The sequence below is a fragment of the Flavobacterium oreochromis genome (assembly GCF_019565455.1).
In the GTDB taxonomy this organism is placed as follows: Bacteria; Bacteroidota; Bacteroidia; order Flavobacteriales; family Flavobacteriaceae; genus Flavobacterium; species Flavobacterium oreochromis.
The window spans coordinates 3,473,914-3,490,503 of sequence record NZ_CP067377.1; the positions used below are offsets into that span (position 1 = coordinate 3,473,914).

16 protein-coding genes, 1 other RNA gene and 2 pseudogenes are annotated in these 16,590 nt (G+C 27.9%); 10 read left to right on the top strand and 9 right to left on the bottom strand.

What is annotated here, in order from left to right:
* Nucleotides 1-224 precede the first annotated feature (224 nt).
* The 7 genes and pseudogenes from JJC03_RS16705 (at nucleotide 225) to creD (ending at nucleotide 7,879) form a co-directional block, all read left to right on the top strand.
* Complete coding sequence (locus JJC03_RS16705) at nucleotides 225-1,694, top strand: catalase (RefSeq protein WP_165624249.1); 1,470 nt, start codon at nucleotides 225-227, stop codon at nucleotides 1,692-1,694.
* Nucleotides 1,695-1,733: 39 nt separating this feature from the next.
* Nucleotides 1,734-3,206, top strand: coding sequence for a catalase (locus JJC03_RS16710; protein WP_258932014.1), 1,473 nt, complete (start codon nucleotides 1,734-1,736; stop codon nucleotides 3,204-3,206).
* An 81-nt stretch (nucleotides 3,207-3,287) separates the two neighbouring features.
* Nucleotides 3,288-3,743 carry an ankyrin repeat domain-containing protein gene (locus tag JJC03_RS16715; RefSeq protein ID WP_088399600.1) on the top strand — a complete coding sequence of 152 codons (456 nt, stop codon included), beginning with the start codon at nucleotides 3,288-3,290 and terminating at the stop codon, nucleotides 3,741-3,743.
* Nucleotides 3,744-4,069: 326 nt separating this feature from the next.
* The gene (locus tag JJC03_RS16720) at nucleotides 4,070-4,894 is read left to right on the top strand and encodes a hypothetical protein (protein ID WP_235874408.1); all 825 of its coding nucleotides are present in this window, start codon (nucleotides 4,070-4,072) and stop codon (nucleotides 4,892-4,894) included.
* Between the two features lie 131 nt (nucleotides 4,895-5,025).
* Nucleotides 5,026-5,630, top strand: a pseudogene (locus JJC03_RS16725) (hypothetical protein).
* Between the two features lie 543 nt (nucleotides 5,631-6,173).
* The gene (locus tag JJC03_RS16730) at nucleotides 6,174-6,470 is read left to right on the top strand and encodes a winged helix-turn-helix domain-containing protein (protein WP_088399606.1); all 297 of its coding nucleotides are present in this window, start codon (nucleotides 6,174-6,176) and stop codon (nucleotides 6,468-6,470) included.
* A 62-nt stretch (nucleotides 6,471-6,532) separates the two neighbouring features.
* The gene (gene creD / locus JJC03_RS16735) at nucleotides 6,533-7,879 is read left to right on the top strand and encodes a cell envelope integrity protein CreD (protein ID WP_235873744.1); all 1,347 of its coding nucleotides are present in this window, start codon (nucleotides 6,533-6,535) and stop codon (nucleotides 7,877-7,879) included.
* A gap of 213 nt (nucleotides 7,880-8,092) precedes the next feature.
* Here creD and JJC03_RS16740 read toward each other — a convergent pair whose 3' ends face one another.
* The 3 genes and pseudogenes from JJC03_RS16740 to JJC03_RS16750 all read right to left on the bottom strand — a co-directional run bounded on the left by JJC03_RS16740 (nucleotide 8,093) and on the right by JJC03_RS16750 (nucleotide 9,900).
* Nucleotides 8,093-8,509, bottom strand: a complete 417-nt coding sequence (locus tag JJC03_RS16740) for an organic hydroperoxide resistance protein (RefSeq protein ID WP_235873745.1) — start codon at nucleotides 8,507-8,509, stop codon at nucleotides 8,093-8,095.
* Between the two features lie 12 nt (nucleotides 8,510-8,521).
* Nucleotides 8,522-9,155 (bottom strand): annotated as a pseudogene (locus tag JJC03_RS16745) (NAD(P)H-dependent oxidoreductase).
* A 118-nt stretch (nucleotides 9,156-9,273) separates the two neighbouring features.
* Nucleotides 9,274-9,900: a TetR/AcrR family transcriptional regulator gene (locus JJC03_RS16750; RefSeq protein WP_258932016.1), complete on the bottom strand. Its 627-nt coding sequence runs from the start codon at nucleotides 9,898-9,900 to the stop codon at nucleotides 9,274-9,276.
* 644 nt (nucleotides 9,901-10,544) lie between these two features.
* On the opposite strand from JJC03_RS16750, the gene JJC03_RS16755 reads away from it, so the two are divergent.
* The 3 genes from JJC03_RS16755 (at nucleotide 10,545) to JJC03_RS16765 (ending at nucleotide 12,585) form a co-directional block, all read left to right on the top strand.
* Nucleotides 10,545-11,534: an endo alpha-1,4 polygalactosaminidase gene (locus JJC03_RS16755; protein ID WP_235873746.1), complete on the top strand. Its 990-nt coding sequence runs from the start codon at nucleotides 10,545-10,547 to the stop codon at nucleotides 11,532-11,534.
* A 57-nt stretch (nucleotides 11,535-11,591) separates the two neighbouring features.
* The gene (locus JJC03_RS16760; RefSeq protein ID WP_088399618.1) at nucleotides 11,592-11,918 is read left to right on the top strand and encodes a DUF4377 domain-containing protein; all 327 of its coding nucleotides are present in this window, start codon (nucleotides 11,592-11,594) and stop codon (nucleotides 11,916-11,918) included.
* Between the two features lie 283 nt (nucleotides 11,919-12,201).
* Nucleotides 12,202-12,585: a hypothetical protein gene (locus tag JJC03_RS16765; protein ID WP_235873747.1), complete on the top strand. Its 384-nt coding sequence runs from the start codon at nucleotides 12,202-12,204 to the stop codon at nucleotides 12,583-12,585.
* 151 nt (nucleotides 12,586-12,736) lie between these two features.
* Here JJC03_RS16765 and JJC03_RS16770 read toward each other — a convergent pair whose 3' ends face one another.
* The 6 genes from JJC03_RS16770 to ffs all read right to left on the bottom strand — a co-directional run bounded on the left by JJC03_RS16770 (nucleotide 12,737) and on the right by ffs (nucleotide 16,528).
* On the bottom strand, nucleotides 12,737-13,396 hold the full coding sequence (locus tag JJC03_RS16770) for a hypothetical protein (RefSeq protein ID WP_258932018.1): 660 nt from the start codon (nucleotides 13,394-13,396) through the stop codon (nucleotides 12,737-12,739).
* A 368-nt stretch (nucleotides 13,397-13,764) separates the two neighbouring features.
* Complete coding sequence (gene fsa, locus JJC03_RS16775) at nucleotides 13,765-14,421, bottom strand: fructose-6-phosphate aldolase (RefSeq protein WP_088399624.1); 657 nt, start codon at nucleotides 14,419-14,421, stop codon at nucleotides 13,765-13,767.
* 109 nt (nucleotides 14,422-14,530) lie between these two features.
* Nucleotides 14,531-15,337, bottom strand: a complete 807-nt coding sequence (locus tag JJC03_RS16780; protein ID WP_088399626.1) for an SDR family oxidoreductase — start codon at nucleotides 15,335-15,337, stop codon at nucleotides 14,531-14,533.
* A gap of 27 nt (nucleotides 15,338-15,364) precedes the next feature.
* On the bottom strand, nucleotides 15,365-15,889 hold the full coding sequence (locus tag JJC03_RS18430) for an enolase C-terminal domain-like protein (protein WP_258932019.1): 525 nt from the start codon (nucleotides 15,887-15,889) through the stop codon (nucleotides 15,365-15,367).
* 326 nt (nucleotides 15,890-16,215) lie between these two features.
* The gene (locus JJC03_RS18435; protein WP_258932020.1) at nucleotides 16,216-16,356 is read right to left on the bottom strand and encodes a hypothetical protein; all 141 of its coding nucleotides are present in this window, start codon (nucleotides 16,354-16,356) and stop codon (nucleotides 16,216-16,218) included.
* Between the two features lie 73 nt (nucleotides 16,357-16,429).
* Nucleotides 16,430-16,528, bottom strand: an RNA gene (gene ffs, locus JJC03_RS16790) — signal recognition particle sRNA small type.
* Nucleotides 16,529-16,590: the final 62 nt, after the last annotated feature.

The window sequence follows — 16,590 nt, forward strand, 5'->3', positions numbered from 1 at the left end:
TTATTTATTAAAAAATAAAAACATATAAATAAAGTCACTTTAGATTTGCTAAGGAAAAATAAGTAAAAACAGAAACAATAATTTTATATTTTTTTAAAATATAACACTATAAAACAAATATTTATACAATATCATATAAAGTATTAGTATAGATATGTTTTTAAAATTCATAGACTTATCAAGTATTGAAAGCAACACTTAAGTTTAATATAAAACAATTAAAAATGAATGATAATCAACAAAACAAAATGACATCAGTATCTGGAAGACCAATAGCTGATAATCAAAACTCGTTAACTGCGGGAAAAAGAGGACCTATGCTTTTACAAGATATTTGGTTTTTAGAAAAATTAGCTCACTTTGATAGAGAAGTAATTCCTGAAAGACGTATGCACGCAAAAGGATCTGCTGCATTTGGAACCTTTACCGTTACACATGATATTACTAAATATACTAAGGCAAAAATATTTTCTGAAATTGGAAAACAGACGGATTTATTCTTACGATTTTCAACAGTTGCAGGAGAACGTGGTGCAGCTGATGCAGAAAGAGATATTCGCGGTTTTGCTGTAAAATTTTATACGGAAGAAGGTAATTGGGATTTAGTAGGAAACAATACTCCTGTTTTTTTTATTCGTGACCCATATAAATTTCCTGATTTAAATAAGGCAGTAAAAAGAGATCCTGGTACAAATCTTAGAAGTGCTAATAATAATTGGGATTATTGGACATTATTACCTGAATCTTTACATCAAATTACAATGACGATGAGTGAACGCGGTATTCCTAAAAGCTATCGTCATATGAATGGTTATGGAAGTCATACTTTCAGCTTTATAAATACAAACAACGAACGTTTTTGGGTAAAATTTCATTTCAAAACAGCACAAGGGATAGAATGCTTAACTGATCAAGAATCTGAAATAATAATAGGTAAAGATCGAGAAAGTCATCAAAGAGATTTATACAATAGTATTAAAGAAGGAAATTTTCCTAAATGGTATTTAAAAGTTCAAATAATGCCTGAAGAAGATGCAAAAACATATCCTTTTAATCCTTTTGACTTAACAAAAGTTTGGCCTCATAATGATTATCCATTAATTGATGTAGGCGTATTAGAATTAAACAGAAATCCCGAAAATTACTTCGCTGATGTTGAACAATCTGCATTTAATCCTGCAAATATAATCCCAGGTATAGGTTTTTCACCAGATAGAATGTTACAAGGTAGATTATTCTCTTACGGAGATACTCAACGCTATCGTTTAGGTGTTAATCATTATCAAATTCCTGTGAATGCCCCAAAATGTCCTTTCCATAACCATCACAAAGATGGGGCAATGAGAATTGATGGCAATGGAGGAAACACTGTCCATTACGAACCTAATAGTTACGGAAAATGGCAAGAGCAAAAAGAATATAAAGAACCTGCTTTAGCCTTAGAAGGAGCTGCTGATCATTGGGATTTTAGAGAAGATGATAATGATTATTACACACAACCAGGTAATTTATTCAGAATTATGACTCCTGAACAACAACAAGTCTTATTTGAAAACACGGCACGTTCTGTAGGAGGAGCTGAAAAATTTATACAAGAGCGTCATATTCACAATTGCTACAAAGCAGATCCTAATTACGGCAAAGGAGTTGCTACAGCTTTAGGAATTAGCTTAACAGATTTAGATTTAATATAAATATTTTATACTAATAGTAATGAGAAAATCAATTTTAACTTGTGCATCACTTATTGTTTCGATAAGTGCATTTGCTCAAACCCCCTTACAACCAGTGCGGGAGCTCCTGTTAATGGTGATTTACAGTCACTAACTTTAGGTCCAAATGGCCCTGTTTTACTAGAAGATGTTCACTTAATTGAAAAATTACAACATTTCAGTAGAGAACGAATTCCTGAAAGAGTTATGCACCCAAGAGGTACTGGAGCTCAAGGCTATTTTACTTTAACTAAAAATATTAGCGATCTTACTAAAGCTAAAATATTTTCAGAAGTAGATAAAAAAACACCTGTTTTAGTTCGTTTTTCTAGTGTTATTCATTCTAAAGGCTCTCCTGAAACTGCAAGAGATCCTAGAGGTTTTGCAGTGAAATTTTACACAGAAGAAGGCAACTGGGATTTAGTAGGAAATCACATCCCTACTTTCTTCATAAGAGATGCTATTAAATTTCCTGATTTTACACATGCAAACAAACCATCTCCTATAACAGATCTTCAAGACGAAAACAGAATTTTTGATTATTTTTCAAAAACACCAGAGGCTACTCAAACATTAACTTGGTTAATGTCTGATAACGGTACTCCTAAATCATATAGAGAAATGGATGGATTTGGAGTAAATACTTTTAAATTCATAAATGATAAAGGTGATATTTCTTGGGTAAAATTTCATTTTAAATCTTTACAAGGAATCAAAAACCTAACAGCAGAAGAAGTTGTTCAAGTACAAGGTAAAGACTTTAGCCATATGACTAGAGATTTATATGATAATATTGCTGCTGGAAATTTTCCTAAATGGGATCTATACGTACAAGTAATACCTAATAAAGATATTAATAAATATGATTTTAATATTTTTGACGACACTAAACAATGGTTTAATGTTGAAGAAATAAAAGTAGGTACATTAGTTTTAGATCGTATACCTGCAAACTTCTTCCAATATACTGAAAGTGCTGCTTTCGCTCCTTCTAGAGTTGTTCCTGGAATAGGTTTTTCTCCTGATAAAATGCTTCAAGGTAGAAATTTCTCTTATGCTGATGCTCAGATGTATCGATTAGGTAAAAATCATCAATTATTACCAGCTAATAGACCTTTGGTGAAAGTAAATAATTATCACATAGATGGCGCAATGAATTTTGAGGAAAGAACTGGTGATACGAACTACTTCCCTAGTCATAATAATCCTACATATACAGAGTTTAAAGCTGATGATAAAAGGCTTCTTGATGGTTATATGGTACGTGAAGAAATAAAAGACTCTAAAGACTTTTATCAAGCAGGTATCTTATATCGTAGTTATTCTAAACAAGAAAAAGATAACTTAATAAAGAATTGGACAAATAATTTAGGTAAAGTTAAAGACAAAAAGATTCAGGCTACCATTGTTAGCTTTTTATATAAAGCAGATCAAGAATATGGAACAAGAGTTGGTAACGCTCTAGGCTTATCTAAAGATAGTTATAATAAATAAATTCCCTTAACTCGATAGAATGCTATAATATTAGTTTTTTATTCCTCTAATATCTATAGCATTCTTTTTAAAATTAAAATCATGTATACAAAAAGAATTTTTACGTTCATTTTATTAGTAAGTACTTTTTTTATTTCCCATGCTCAAAATTCTAATGCTCAACAAGAGCTTGAAAAATCTTTTTTTTACGGAGCAAGAACTTCTAATATTGAAATATTAAACGAGTTTATTAAAACAGGTGTAAACGTAAATTATCAAGGAGAAAATGGTTATACAGCCATAATGATTGCCGCTTACAATGGACAAAAAAAAGCTGTTGAATTTTTAATTTCCAAAGGAGCAGACTTATGTATAAAAGATAAAAGAGGTAATACTGCCCTAATGGGAGCAATTGTTGCCAGTGAAGATGATATTGCAAAATATTTAATAAATCTTGAAAAGTGTGATGAAGAAACAAATAAAAGAACTCTTGAGTATGCACAACGTTTTGGAAGAACTGAAATAATGAAACTTCTATCTACAAAGGAAAAAAGATAAAACGAATGTAATTTCAAAAATTTTTTATCTAAAAAACATACATCTCACAAATTAGAGATTTTCTAATACATTATTTAGTTATTAATTTAATGATTATAGAAATCCAGAATATAAGTCATTAATAAATTAAACATTTTCTTAATCTCGATTAAAAAATAATCTTTAAAACATTTTTTGATTTATAAATTTGTAGTTTACTAGAATTTAATAGAAAAATATCTAAAAAACCTTAAAAATGTAAGCTATCTTTGTTTGTAATTTTAACACAAAGAATCACATATTTATTTTAAAATGAAAAAAAAAATTTTTTATCCGTATTCAGCTTACTGATCTCCCTACTTTCGTTAGCACAAGAAACGGATTCGGGTCGCTATACAGCACACAATAAAGGTAAATTCTATGTTTACTGGGGTGGAAATCGCGAAACTTTTAGTAATTCAGATATTACTTTTAAAGGAAATGATTATAATTTTACAATTCAAGATGTACCTGCTCATGATAAGCCTAAAGGATGGCATATAGATTACATCAATCCTCTTAGAATGACTATTCCACAAACTAATTTTCGTTTAGGATACTTTATTAATGATCATTATAATGTTTCATTAGGTTTAGACCATATGAAATATGTTATATATCAAGACAAAATCGTAAATTATACTGGTACTTATCCGAATAGAGGTACATATGGAGAAAATGTAAATGAATTAGGACAACCCCTTAATTCAAATCAAATAAATCTAACAGAAGATTTTTTGACCTTCGAACATACGGATGGACTTAATTATATTAACGCTGAAATTAGCCGAGTAGATGATCTAACGAAATATATTATTCCTACTTTAAACACAGATAAAATACAATTAAACTTAACCGAAGGAATTGGAGCAGGGGTATTATTACCTAAAACAAATACTAAACTTTTTAATAAAGAACGTTATGACGAATTTCATTTAGCAGGTTATGGTTTAGCTGCTAAAGCTGGGTTAAATTTAACTTTCTTAAAACACTTCTTTATACAAGGAGAACTTAAAGGAGGTTATATCAATATGCCTGATATTCGTACTTCCTATGATTCATCTGATAGAGCTAGTCAACATTTTTGGTTTCTACAACGTATTATTGCCTTTGGTGTCATATACAAACTATAATAATAAATTCCCTCTTTATTATTTATTCAAAACTGTCCAAAAAGACAGTTTTTTCTTTTTAAAATATTTACTTCTTAATTTTGATCATATTAATAAATTTTATTTACTTTGCAATACAAAGTTCTTTCAATATGGATTCAAAAAATTATTTACAAGACATAAAAGACATCAAACAAATGATGTCTCAATCATCACAATTCATTTCATTAAGTGGATTAGCAGGTGTATTAGCTGGTATTTATGCTCTAATAGGAGCTAGTTATGTTCATCTACTTTTACAGAACTGTACTTATTCTATAACAATAGATTCTCTAATATTTAAAAAAATTATTATTACCGCAATTATTGTTTTAATATCATCACTCGCAACTGCTTTTTTAACGACACTAAAAAAGCAAAAAGAATAGGAGAAAAGATTTGGAATAACTCTTCTAAACAATTATTCATAAATTTCATCATACCATTAATGACAGGCGGAATCTTTTCATTACTTCTTATGCAACACGGCTATTTTGGACTAATTGCTCCTATTATGCTTCTCTTTTATGGTTTAGCTTGTTTGAATGCAAGTAAATATACACTTAGAGATATACGCTATTTAGGTCTAACTGAAATAATACTAGGATTATTATCAGCAGAATTCATCGGTTATGGATTATACTTTTGGATCATAGGATTTGGGATATGTCATATCTTATATGGAGGAATTATGTATTATAAATATGATAGAAAATGATATATCTTTTTTGTTACTTCTTTTCATTTTTATTCCTATAGATTTTATTCTAGCATTATTTTTTTAATCACAAAAAATAAAAACATTGAGAATTAGGATTTTTTTAGGTTTTCCATTTATTATTTTACTCTTATATAATCTATACACAAACCTATTTATTACTAAAATAAAACTCAACCAAGATGATTTATATGCAAATATCTTATAAATACAAACAAATGTGCTGGTAAGCAAACTCAATGGTAACACAATCATTATTGATTTGAAATTTAAAAAAATAACCATTTTTATTTCTATCAATATAATGATCAAGGTGATTTAATACAAAAATTTGTAAAACCTCTAAAATTTAAAAATGGAAGTTATAGCCCCCAAATTGATTTTCAAACTAACCATAAGAATTTTCACATTATACAAAATAACCCAACCTTATATCGAGAAGTTTGGTCTTTTTATTATGTATTTAAATCTAAAAAAATTGGAAATATGTTCTTTACAAAAAAGAAATGGTGGCAATAAAAGTTAAATTTGCATCACTACAATATGAAAAACATTATTCAAAATATTAACAAAGTTTTTGACCATCGAATTCGGTTAGGAATCATGTCTATACTGATGGTTAATGAAAGAGTAGGCTTTACCACTCTTAAAGAGCTATTAGGAGTTACTGATGGAAACTTAGCAAGTCATACAAAAGCACTTGAAAACGAAAATTATATATTAGTTGAAAAACAATTTATAGGTCGTAAACCTAATACTAGTTATAAGACTACACTGGAAGGAAGAAAAGCCTTTCAAGAACATATAGAAGCTTTAGAAAAATTAATTTCTAAAACTTAATCTATTTTTTTAAATAAAAGCTTTGAAATACAAAGTTCTTTTAAATACAAAAAATAAAAATTATGGAAATACAACATCAAGAATCAAAAATTTTTTTTCAATCTACTACAGCAAAAATGGCTATGATCGGTATCTTAACATTAGTATTACTCATACCTTTACAATTAAGTAAAAATTTAATAGAAGAGAGAAGTATACGAAAGCAAGAAGTTTCTGATGAAGTTTCAGATCTATGGGGAAAGGATATTTATTTTTACGGTCCTATTTTAAAAATTCCTTACAAAACATATCAAGAAGTCAGAGTAACAAATCCAACTAACAAGACAAATATTATTGAAAGAAAAATAAATATCAACTATGTTTTTTTCTTTCCCGAAAATTACAATGTTAAAACTTTTGCAAAAAAGAATACCTCATTAAAAAGGGGAATCTATAACAATGTTGTTTATACAGCTTATATGAATTTTAAAGGTAATTTTTCTCAACTTAATTTTGAAAAACTAAATATTAAAGAAGCAGATTTATTATGGAATGAAGCCTCTATCATAGTAAAAACAACAAACTTAAAAAGTATTAAAAGTGATTTAAATATTAACTTAAATAATAAAACATTAAAATTTGAATCTAAAACAGAAGATGATAATTTTTACGGCACATTAGAAACTAATTCTTTTGATTATACTAATTTTAATAAAAACGGGATAATTTCATTTAATTTTAAGATGGAATACAATGGGAGTAATAGTATAAAATATATTCCTATAGGAAAAAAAACAAATGTTACCATAGATTCTGATTGGAAATCTCCTAGTTTTGAAGGTGCTTTTGCTGCAAATGATGAAAGTAAAATAATCAATGAAAAAGGATTTCACGTTGATTGGAAGATACTATCTATAAACAGAAGTTTTTCACAACAGTATACAAATAAAATACCTCTCTTAAATGAGTATGCTTTTGGTGTAAAATTAATAGAACCTGTAGATGAATATCAACAAAATGAACGCGCATCTAAGTATGGTTTTTTAGTAATTGGTCTAACTTTTCTTATTTTCTTTTTAATACAATCAATAAGTAAAATAAACATTCATATTTTCCAATATTTAATGATAGGTCTAGCACTAATTATGTTCTATACATTATTAATATCTATTACTGAACATTCTAGCTTTTCATTAGCCTATATTATAGCTGGTTTAGCGGTTGTTACAATGATTAGCCTTTATTCTAAATCTATATTAAATTTAAAATTTTCTACTTTCATAAGCCTTTCATTAATTTCTCTTTATACGTTTATATATGTTATTATACAACTAGAAAGCTATGCTTTACTAGTAGGAAGCATTGGATTATTTACAATTTTAGGATTAATTATGTATGTTTCTAGAAATATTGACTGGAAAAATAATTAGTAAAAAAGCCCTAAAAGTATGTACTATAAAACATAGATTAATACTTTTAGGGCATATAAATAGATAACTAATAAAATTTTAATTTTTAAAGTAATTCATTCAGATTAAAATTTAACCTATCATTTACTAGAAATCTGTCTTAAATTATAACTTTTCATTGAAAATTATAAAATATCTAATTTTCATTACCTATTTTATTAGTAAAACTAGTTCTTATTTTAATGATATATCTACTTGTATATTACCTCTAGTAGCATTAGAATAAGGACAAATTTGATGTGTTTTAGCTAATAAATCTTCAGCTACCTCTCTTTCTACTCCATTAATTTCAGCAACTAAACTCACTGATAAATCAAAACCTCCATTTTCATTAGAACCAATCCCTACTTCTGCTGTAATACTACTACTTTCTAATTTAATTTTTAAATTACGAGCAACTAAATTTAATGCACTATCAAAACAAGCAGCATAACCAGCAGCAAACAATTGCTCAGGATTAGTAAAAGCCCCTCCTTTTCCTCCTAGTTCTTTTGGAATTTCTACTTTAAAATCTAAAACACCATCTTCAGATTTTATACTGCCTTCTCTCCCCCCTGTTGCGGTTACTTTTGTAGAATACAATGTTTTCATTTTTATTTTTATTTAATCAATTAATGTTACTAATTCATCCATAGGTTTACGTACCTTTTTAAGATTTACCAACCAGTCATTAGACTCATTCTTATAGCCTAAAGGAAGAATTAATGTACTTCTTAAATTTTTGTCTCTTAAATTCAGAATTTTATCTAACTCATCACGATCAAAGCCTTCCATAGGAGTACTATCTATTCCTTCATATTCTGCCTGTGTCATAGCAGACATAAGAGCTATATAAGTTTGTTTTGCTGCATGATTATGATTATCTTCAGGATCTTGTTGAGGATAAAATGATAAAAGCTTTTGACGATATGCTTCCCAACCTTCATTTTTCATACCTCTAATCTCATTTGTTAAATCAAACATATGATTTATTCTTTCTGTTGTATAAGTATCCCAAGCAGCAAAAACTAATAAATGAGAACAATCTGTTACTTGTGATTGATTCCACGCTATTTTTCTAATTTCAGCCTTAATATCTGGATTTGTAATTACAAAAACTTCAAAAGGTTGTAATCCACTAGAAGTTGGAGTCAATCGAATAGCCTCTAAAATATTTTCTATTTTTTTCATTTGGAATCGTTTCTCCTGTCATTGCTTTACAAGCATAACGATTATTTAATAATTCTAAAAAATCCATTTTCTCTCTATTTTATGTAATATAATTTTTTAAATATCTTATTATAGGTTAAGTATTTTAATCTTTTATTTAAATCTTGATAGATATTACTATCCTTTTTTGTTTTTAAAATAATGATTTATTTTTTTATACTATACCATGCCATTTTATAAGCATTTTCTAATATATTTTCATCGAAAAACAATTCTCCAGTTTGATGCTTAGCTACTAAAAATGATAATGGATTTATTGCGAATCCATAAATTAGGTAAAGAGAACAATCCTTAATTATACCTTCTTCTTGACCTCTTTTACATAAATCCATAAATTTTTGTAGATACGAAATCCCTTTACTACGGGTTTCTTCATTAATCATAGGGGTAATATCACACAAAGACTGAAAAAGGGCTTCATTAATATGAGTCCGTTTATAATTTGCAATAGCATACCAAATTACTTTAAACCCCTCTTCTATAGTCATTTCTTCTGTATAATCTTTAAAAATACAATGACTAATTTCCTCTTTCAAATGAAGATATAACTTATCAATCAAATCTTGCTTGTTTTCAAAATAAATATAAATAGTTGCTGGTGCCACATTTGCTTTTTGTGCAATTTTTGACATAGAAGAAGCATGAAAACCATTATTATTAACTAGTTCTAAAGTTGCCTCCAATATTGCTTTCTCTTTGTCTTTTAACTCAGCTTTCATCGCTATTTTATTTTTACTATTGCAAATATACAAAAAGAATGAACGTTCATTCATTTTTTAAAAACTTTAACAAAAAGGAAAATCAAGTATTCTATTTTTCAATAAAAAGAACTTAAAAAAGCAAGAATTCACTAACTAATAAATAAAACTTAAAAAAATAATATTATCTATCAAAGTACCTCATTTATGCGGATTTCCCGTAACTAATTATTAAATCATTTTATTATCTTGGCGCTTATAACCAACCCAATCAAACTAAAATGAAAAAACCACACCTAAACCTTGTATATAACTATATTTCAAATAATTACCATCCAAATAACTCTATTAAATAATATATCAAAATTTTATAAAGTGTATTAAACAGATTAACCCTTTTGAATCAAGTGTAATATAGATAAAATAATATATTCTAATTCAGGAATGAATATCTCATAAAATCAAAACATCATTTTACAAAGTCAATCTTTTGACTATGAAAACTAAAAAATGTACTGTACAAATCATGTATAATTTTAAACAAGATTTTAGCAACAATACCATCTATAAAATAATAAAAATTAACATTTAGCGTTAAAAAAGTAAATTATACTTTAAAAAATTAAAATAACATACATTTTATTCAACAAAACTTATAAACTAATCTTTACTTAATTAGATCTTAAAAGGAATAAACTAAATAAAAATAAACTAATAAAATGAAAATAAAATTTTTAATCATTGCAACAGTAGTACTATTATCTTCTTGTTATAACGATAATGACGATACAATCTCAAAAAGTCAGGAATCCATTGAATCCATTGATTTTAAACAAAAAATGAGAGAATTTGTGATTGGTATTAGCCAATATTCTAAAACAATGAATCCTAACTTTTATGTAATTCCTCAAAATGGTATTGAACTAGTCTCTACAACAGGAGATCTTTCAGGATTTCCTCATTCTAACTATCTAGATGCTATTGATGCTAATGGACAAGAAGATCTATTCTATAGTTCAGAAAATGATAATCAAGCGACACCTAGTGATCGAACAGAATATTTAAAAAAATTACTTAATATTTCTAAAAATTCTGGAAACAAGATTTTAATTATTGATTTCTGCTCAACAAATACTGATATTTCTGATTCTTATTCACAAAATAACAATAATAATTATACTTCTTTTGCTACAACTGAAATAGGTTTAAACTCTATCCCTCCTACTCCAATAAACCAAGAAAATGATTCAAACGTTGTTAATATAGATAATGCAAAAATTTTTTTATATATTATAAATCCTACACATTATAAATCTAAAAGTGAATTTATTGCAGCAGTTAATAAAACAAATTACGATTTAATTATAATGGATTTATTTTTCAAAGGAATTCCCTTTACTGCTTCCGAAATTAATCAACTAAAAAACAAAGAAAATGGAGGCAAAAGACTTGTTATTTCATACATGTCTATTGGAGAAGCAGAAAGCTACCGCTATTATTGGCAATCTAATTGGGCTCTTAATAAACCTAATTGGCTAGATGAAGAAAATCCTGAATGGAAAGGAAATTTCAAAGTAAAATATTGGGATCAAAATTGGCAAAATATAATTTACGGAAATAATAACTCTTATCTAAAAAAGATATTAGATGCTAATTTTGACGGAGTCTATTTAGACATGATTGATTCTTTTGATTACTATACAAAATAGTAAGCTTCTTCCCCTTAGAACATAAAACTTTATTAATAATTTTTTAAAACAATAAAAATGATACGTATCCTTTTATCAACTTTTACACTTATACTAATATCTTGCAATACGATGAAAAAAGATGAGAAAATCATCTACATAGGTCCCGAAACAAAACCTTGTCATGCTGGTATGATGGAAACTCAATGTTTACAAGTAAAATGGACAAAAAATCAGAAGGAATGGGAACATTTTTATGATAGTATTAAAGGTTTTAAATTCGAACGAGGTAACGAATATGAGTTAATCATTAAAGAAGAAAAGATAAAAAATGCACCAGCTGATGGAGCTAATGTAAAATATTCTTTGGTAAAAGAAATAAACAAAAGAAGAGCTTCTAATTAATTTTTAATTACTCATCTAATAAAGATTTTACTTAAAATTTATTTAGCAACTGATAATTAAAATATTAAGTAATTTGGCCATTTAATTTTTCTAAAAAGCTCTTCTTTATAAAATTTTTAGCTTAATAAAGAGTAATTTTTTTAACAATGTGAGTTTGATTAAAACCTTTGTCTTTTCCTTCTATTAGTAAAAAATTGTACCAATAGTTATTAAGTCAAACTCACATTAAAGATATTTCCAAAAGTTTTACTCATTTTAATTTAATACAAAACTCTAGCTAATAATGAAACTACGACAATATCAAATAAACTTTTTTTTCTTAATGACAGCTATTTTTTCTTTTTCACAAACAAAAAACATCAAAAATCAGCTGAATAGCGAAACCGTTATTCAATTAGTAAAAGAAAAAGGTCTTTTACTCATCCCTAACGGATTAAAAGAAAAAGAAATTAAAACAACTCCTTCTCTAGCTCCTCAAGTAACTTTTAATCCTAAAAAATCTACTTGGACTGTTGTTTCTTCAAATTACACCACTACACAAGAAGGAGATTGCAAAAAAACTAACGGTTGTACTGTTCTTATTTCACAAACAGTTGTAATATCAGGAATAACTAAAAAAATAATTAGTAGTCATAAATCTAAAAAATTATACCCTAACTATGAGTAAATCAAAAAAATTAATCTCTTAATTTATTAAAAAATATAAAACAATAAAATTTAGTAAACAGTTTTTACTAAACTTTATCATTAATTTCTTCTCTTCTAACCCAAACTTATAGTTTTAGTTTATAATCTTTTGATTTTAACAGTTGTTTTCATTACACTTTCTTTACAATATGAATACCTCCAACACTATACGCAATATGAATGGGAATTGGTTTTCCTTTTAAATAGAAATTTCCATTTTGAAAAGGAGTTATTCTTTCATCTATCAAGAAAAAATATTCATCTCTATTTGTTAATATATCCATATTACTTAATGTTAATTCAACTTGTTCTATATAATCAACTAAACCTAGATCGTTCAATTCGGGAACTGTCATATTTTCTCCATTTAATACACAAACATGCTTCTCTCCAAGTCCTGGCATTCCAAACCAAGGAATTGCCTGTCCTACCTTCAAAGAAATATTAGAGGTATCGCTACCAAAAAGGAAGTATTTAGTTTGAAAATCTTGAAAATATGGAGGAAGTGACTTTTTTGGAAATGGTTCTTCTGCTTTCCAAAAAAACATTACTTTATTTTGCCATTCTGGGTCATTTCTGTTTGTACATATCAAATCTGTTGTCCAATAATGCATGTAGAGTTGTCCGGTTCTACACAAAAGACTTGATTGCTCTATCTTATCTTTTAATTCGTTATCCAAAGGTCTAACAACTTTAAATCCAACAGTATCGTCATTATCTATTGCTATATATGTATTATCCTTTTGACATTCAACAGTATTTTTACTCTGTTTCAAACTATCTGATTTCATTATCATTCTAAGCATTTTATTAAATAATCTCATCTCAATTTTTAGTTTACTAATAATATAGATTGAAAAACTATTTGCCAAATTACGTAAATATAAATTGAAAATATAATTAAAAGAAAAATTAATACAACTCTAATACAAATATGTTCTCTTTTTATTTTCACGTAATTTTTGGTAGAATAATATTTATTATAAACTTACCTCCGTTTCATTTAAAAAGTAATCAGTATAAAATTTAAAAAATAAAATATTTTACTACTATTTTAGAAACTTTATTAATAAAAAAACTTTTACCGAATAGTGATAAGTGTTTATTATCTTAGATTAACTTAATTATAGTTTATTACCTATACGTTTTAGTTTAGAAACTATTTGTTTCCTTTTTCATAATCAGCAATAAATTGTGCAATTCCTATATCTGTTAAAGGATGTTTTAACAAACCTGTAATAGCTGACAAAGGACCTGTCATAACATCAGCACCTATCTTTGCGCAATTTACTACGTGCATCGTGTGGCGTACAGAGGCTGCTAAAATTTGTGTTTCAAACACATAGTTATCATAAATATCGCGAATTTCTGATATTAAATTCAAACCGTCTGTAGATACATCATCTAAACGACCTAAGAAAGGGGATACATAAGTAGCTCCTGCCTTAGCAGCTAATAGTGCTTGACCTGCTGAAAATACCAAAGTTACATTAGTTCTTATTCCTCTATCAGAGAAATACTTACAGGCTTTAATTCCTTCTTTAGTCATTGGTAGCTTCACAACAATCTGCTCATGTAATTCTGCCAACTCCTCACCTTCTTTAATCATACCTTCTAAATCCAAGGCATTCACTTCTGCACTTACATCTCCTTCTACTATATTACAGATGTCTACATAATGCTTTAAAATATTGTTTTTTCCTGTAATACCTTCTTTTGCCATCAAGGAAGGATTAGTGGTCACTCCATCTAAAATTCCTAATGCTTGCGCTTCTCTAATTTGATCTAAATTGGCTGTGTCAATAAAAAACTTCATCTTCTTTCTAAATATTAAATTTATAGTCGTGTTTCAGGCAAAATTACGAATTCAATTTCAAAAAGCAATTTCAAAATTATAGTTAAAATCCTTTTTAAAATTAAAATGATTAAAGTCTATAATGATTCATTAACATTTTTTCATACATCGTATCGGGTAAAATTCTTTTTAGAAAGATTGAAAATTTTTGCATAAATGCTCCTACTTTATAATGTACTTTAGGTTTAGATGTATTAATAATTTTCAAAACTGCTTTTGCCATTTCTATCGGATCATTCCCACTATCTACATGAGCATTCATTTCTTTTAAAGCATTCCCATATACTTTCGCATAAGCTGAATCTTTCGTAACTGGCGCATGATAACGTCCTGCAGCTATATTAGTAGCAAAATCACCTGGTGCTATATTAGTCATCTCAATGCCAAACTGTTTAGTTTCCATACGTAAAGCTTCTGTAACAAGTTCTAAAGCTCCTTTAGATGCAGAATAAATTCCTCTGTAAGGTAATCCCATATACCCTGCTATTGAAGTAATATTTATAATCAAGCCTGCTTTTTGAGAACGCATTTGAGGTAATACAGCTTTAATTACTTCAATAGGTCCAAAAAAATTTGTTTCAAAATGAGCACGCATTTCATCTGTAGGAATTTCCTCTATAGGCCCTGTTATCCCTATACCAGCATTATTAATAACCACATCTATTCTACCTGATTTAGCAATAATAATGGCTACAGCCTTACGTATCGTATCAGAATTTCTAACATCTAAAGCTACTAATTCAATTTTAGAATCTTGTATTTTCTCAGGATTTCTACTCGTTCCGTATACAATATGTCCTTCTGATTGCAAAAATTCACCTATAGCTTTTCCTATTCCTGAAGAGCCTCCTGTTATCAGTATTACTTTTTTATTCATTTTATTATCTATCAAAGTATTGATTTATTATCTAATTGAAATCCCTAAACCAGGCGATTCATTCAATATTATTTTTCCTTCTATTACCTTAGTACCATATGCTATATCTGAAGCTAATAAATTTGCCCCATCTAGATCAGCATAATCTACTAAAGGAGCTAATACAGCACCTGCAGAAATACCTATGGTTGATTCAGTCATACATCCTATCATAATTTTATAACCTAATTTTCTAGCTTCCTGAATAATAGTTAGAGCAGGTGTTAAACCACCACATTTTACTAATTTTACATTAATACTACCATAACAACCAACTAACTGCTCTAATTGAGTAGCATTTTGAAAATCTTCATCTGCCATCCAATTTGCATAATTTTCTTTATTTAGGCTCATATATTTGCCCACTGGCATTGGTTGTTCTAGATAAGTAAATTTAGAAACAAAATCTTGAGATTCTAACCATTTACAATCTACAACTGTAAAACTAGCATTAGAATCAATCGCTATTTCTTGTTGCATTTCAGAAAAAAGATAAAGTGCTTCTTTTTGCATACCTTTACATTTTACCTTGAATCTAGTCCATGAAGAAGCTTCTATCTTTGCTTGTTGTTTTTGCAAAGTATCAATACTAATAGTAATAGAAGATTCAGGAATTCTACTAACGTTTATATTAGTAAGTTCAAAAAAATGCTTTTTTTCAAGTTTTCCAAATAAGTCCCAATAAGCACAATCTAAAGCAGAACGAACAAAAGTAGAAAGTGAACTTTTAGCAAGTAACTGATAAAATTCAAATGGATGAACTATACTTTGTGATTCAATAAGATCTTTAATAACTTTAAGCTCAGCAATTAACTGGTCTATTTTTATATTATAATAATCTATTTCAGTACATTCTCCATAGCCCTTAATTCCTTCTTTTTAAGAATTACAATTAAAGCATTTCGAGAAGAATAATTTCCATATGCTATAGAAAAAGTTTCTTTTAACGGTAATTGCACTTTTTGCCAAGTTAGTTGCATGAAGTAAATTTTTGTCTAAAATAAAAAATCCCGAATAAATCGGGATCATATAGTTGTAAACATTTTTTCGTCAAAAAGGCAAGCGACCTACATCGCACCGCTACAACCGCTTACCTTTGCTGCGTTCCCACCCTGGAGGAGTTTGCAGGAGCTGGTCGTGTAGGACTTGCCGGTGCAAATATACAACCTTTTTATATTTTTGCAAGTACTTTTGAGAAACAAAATACGTTTTGT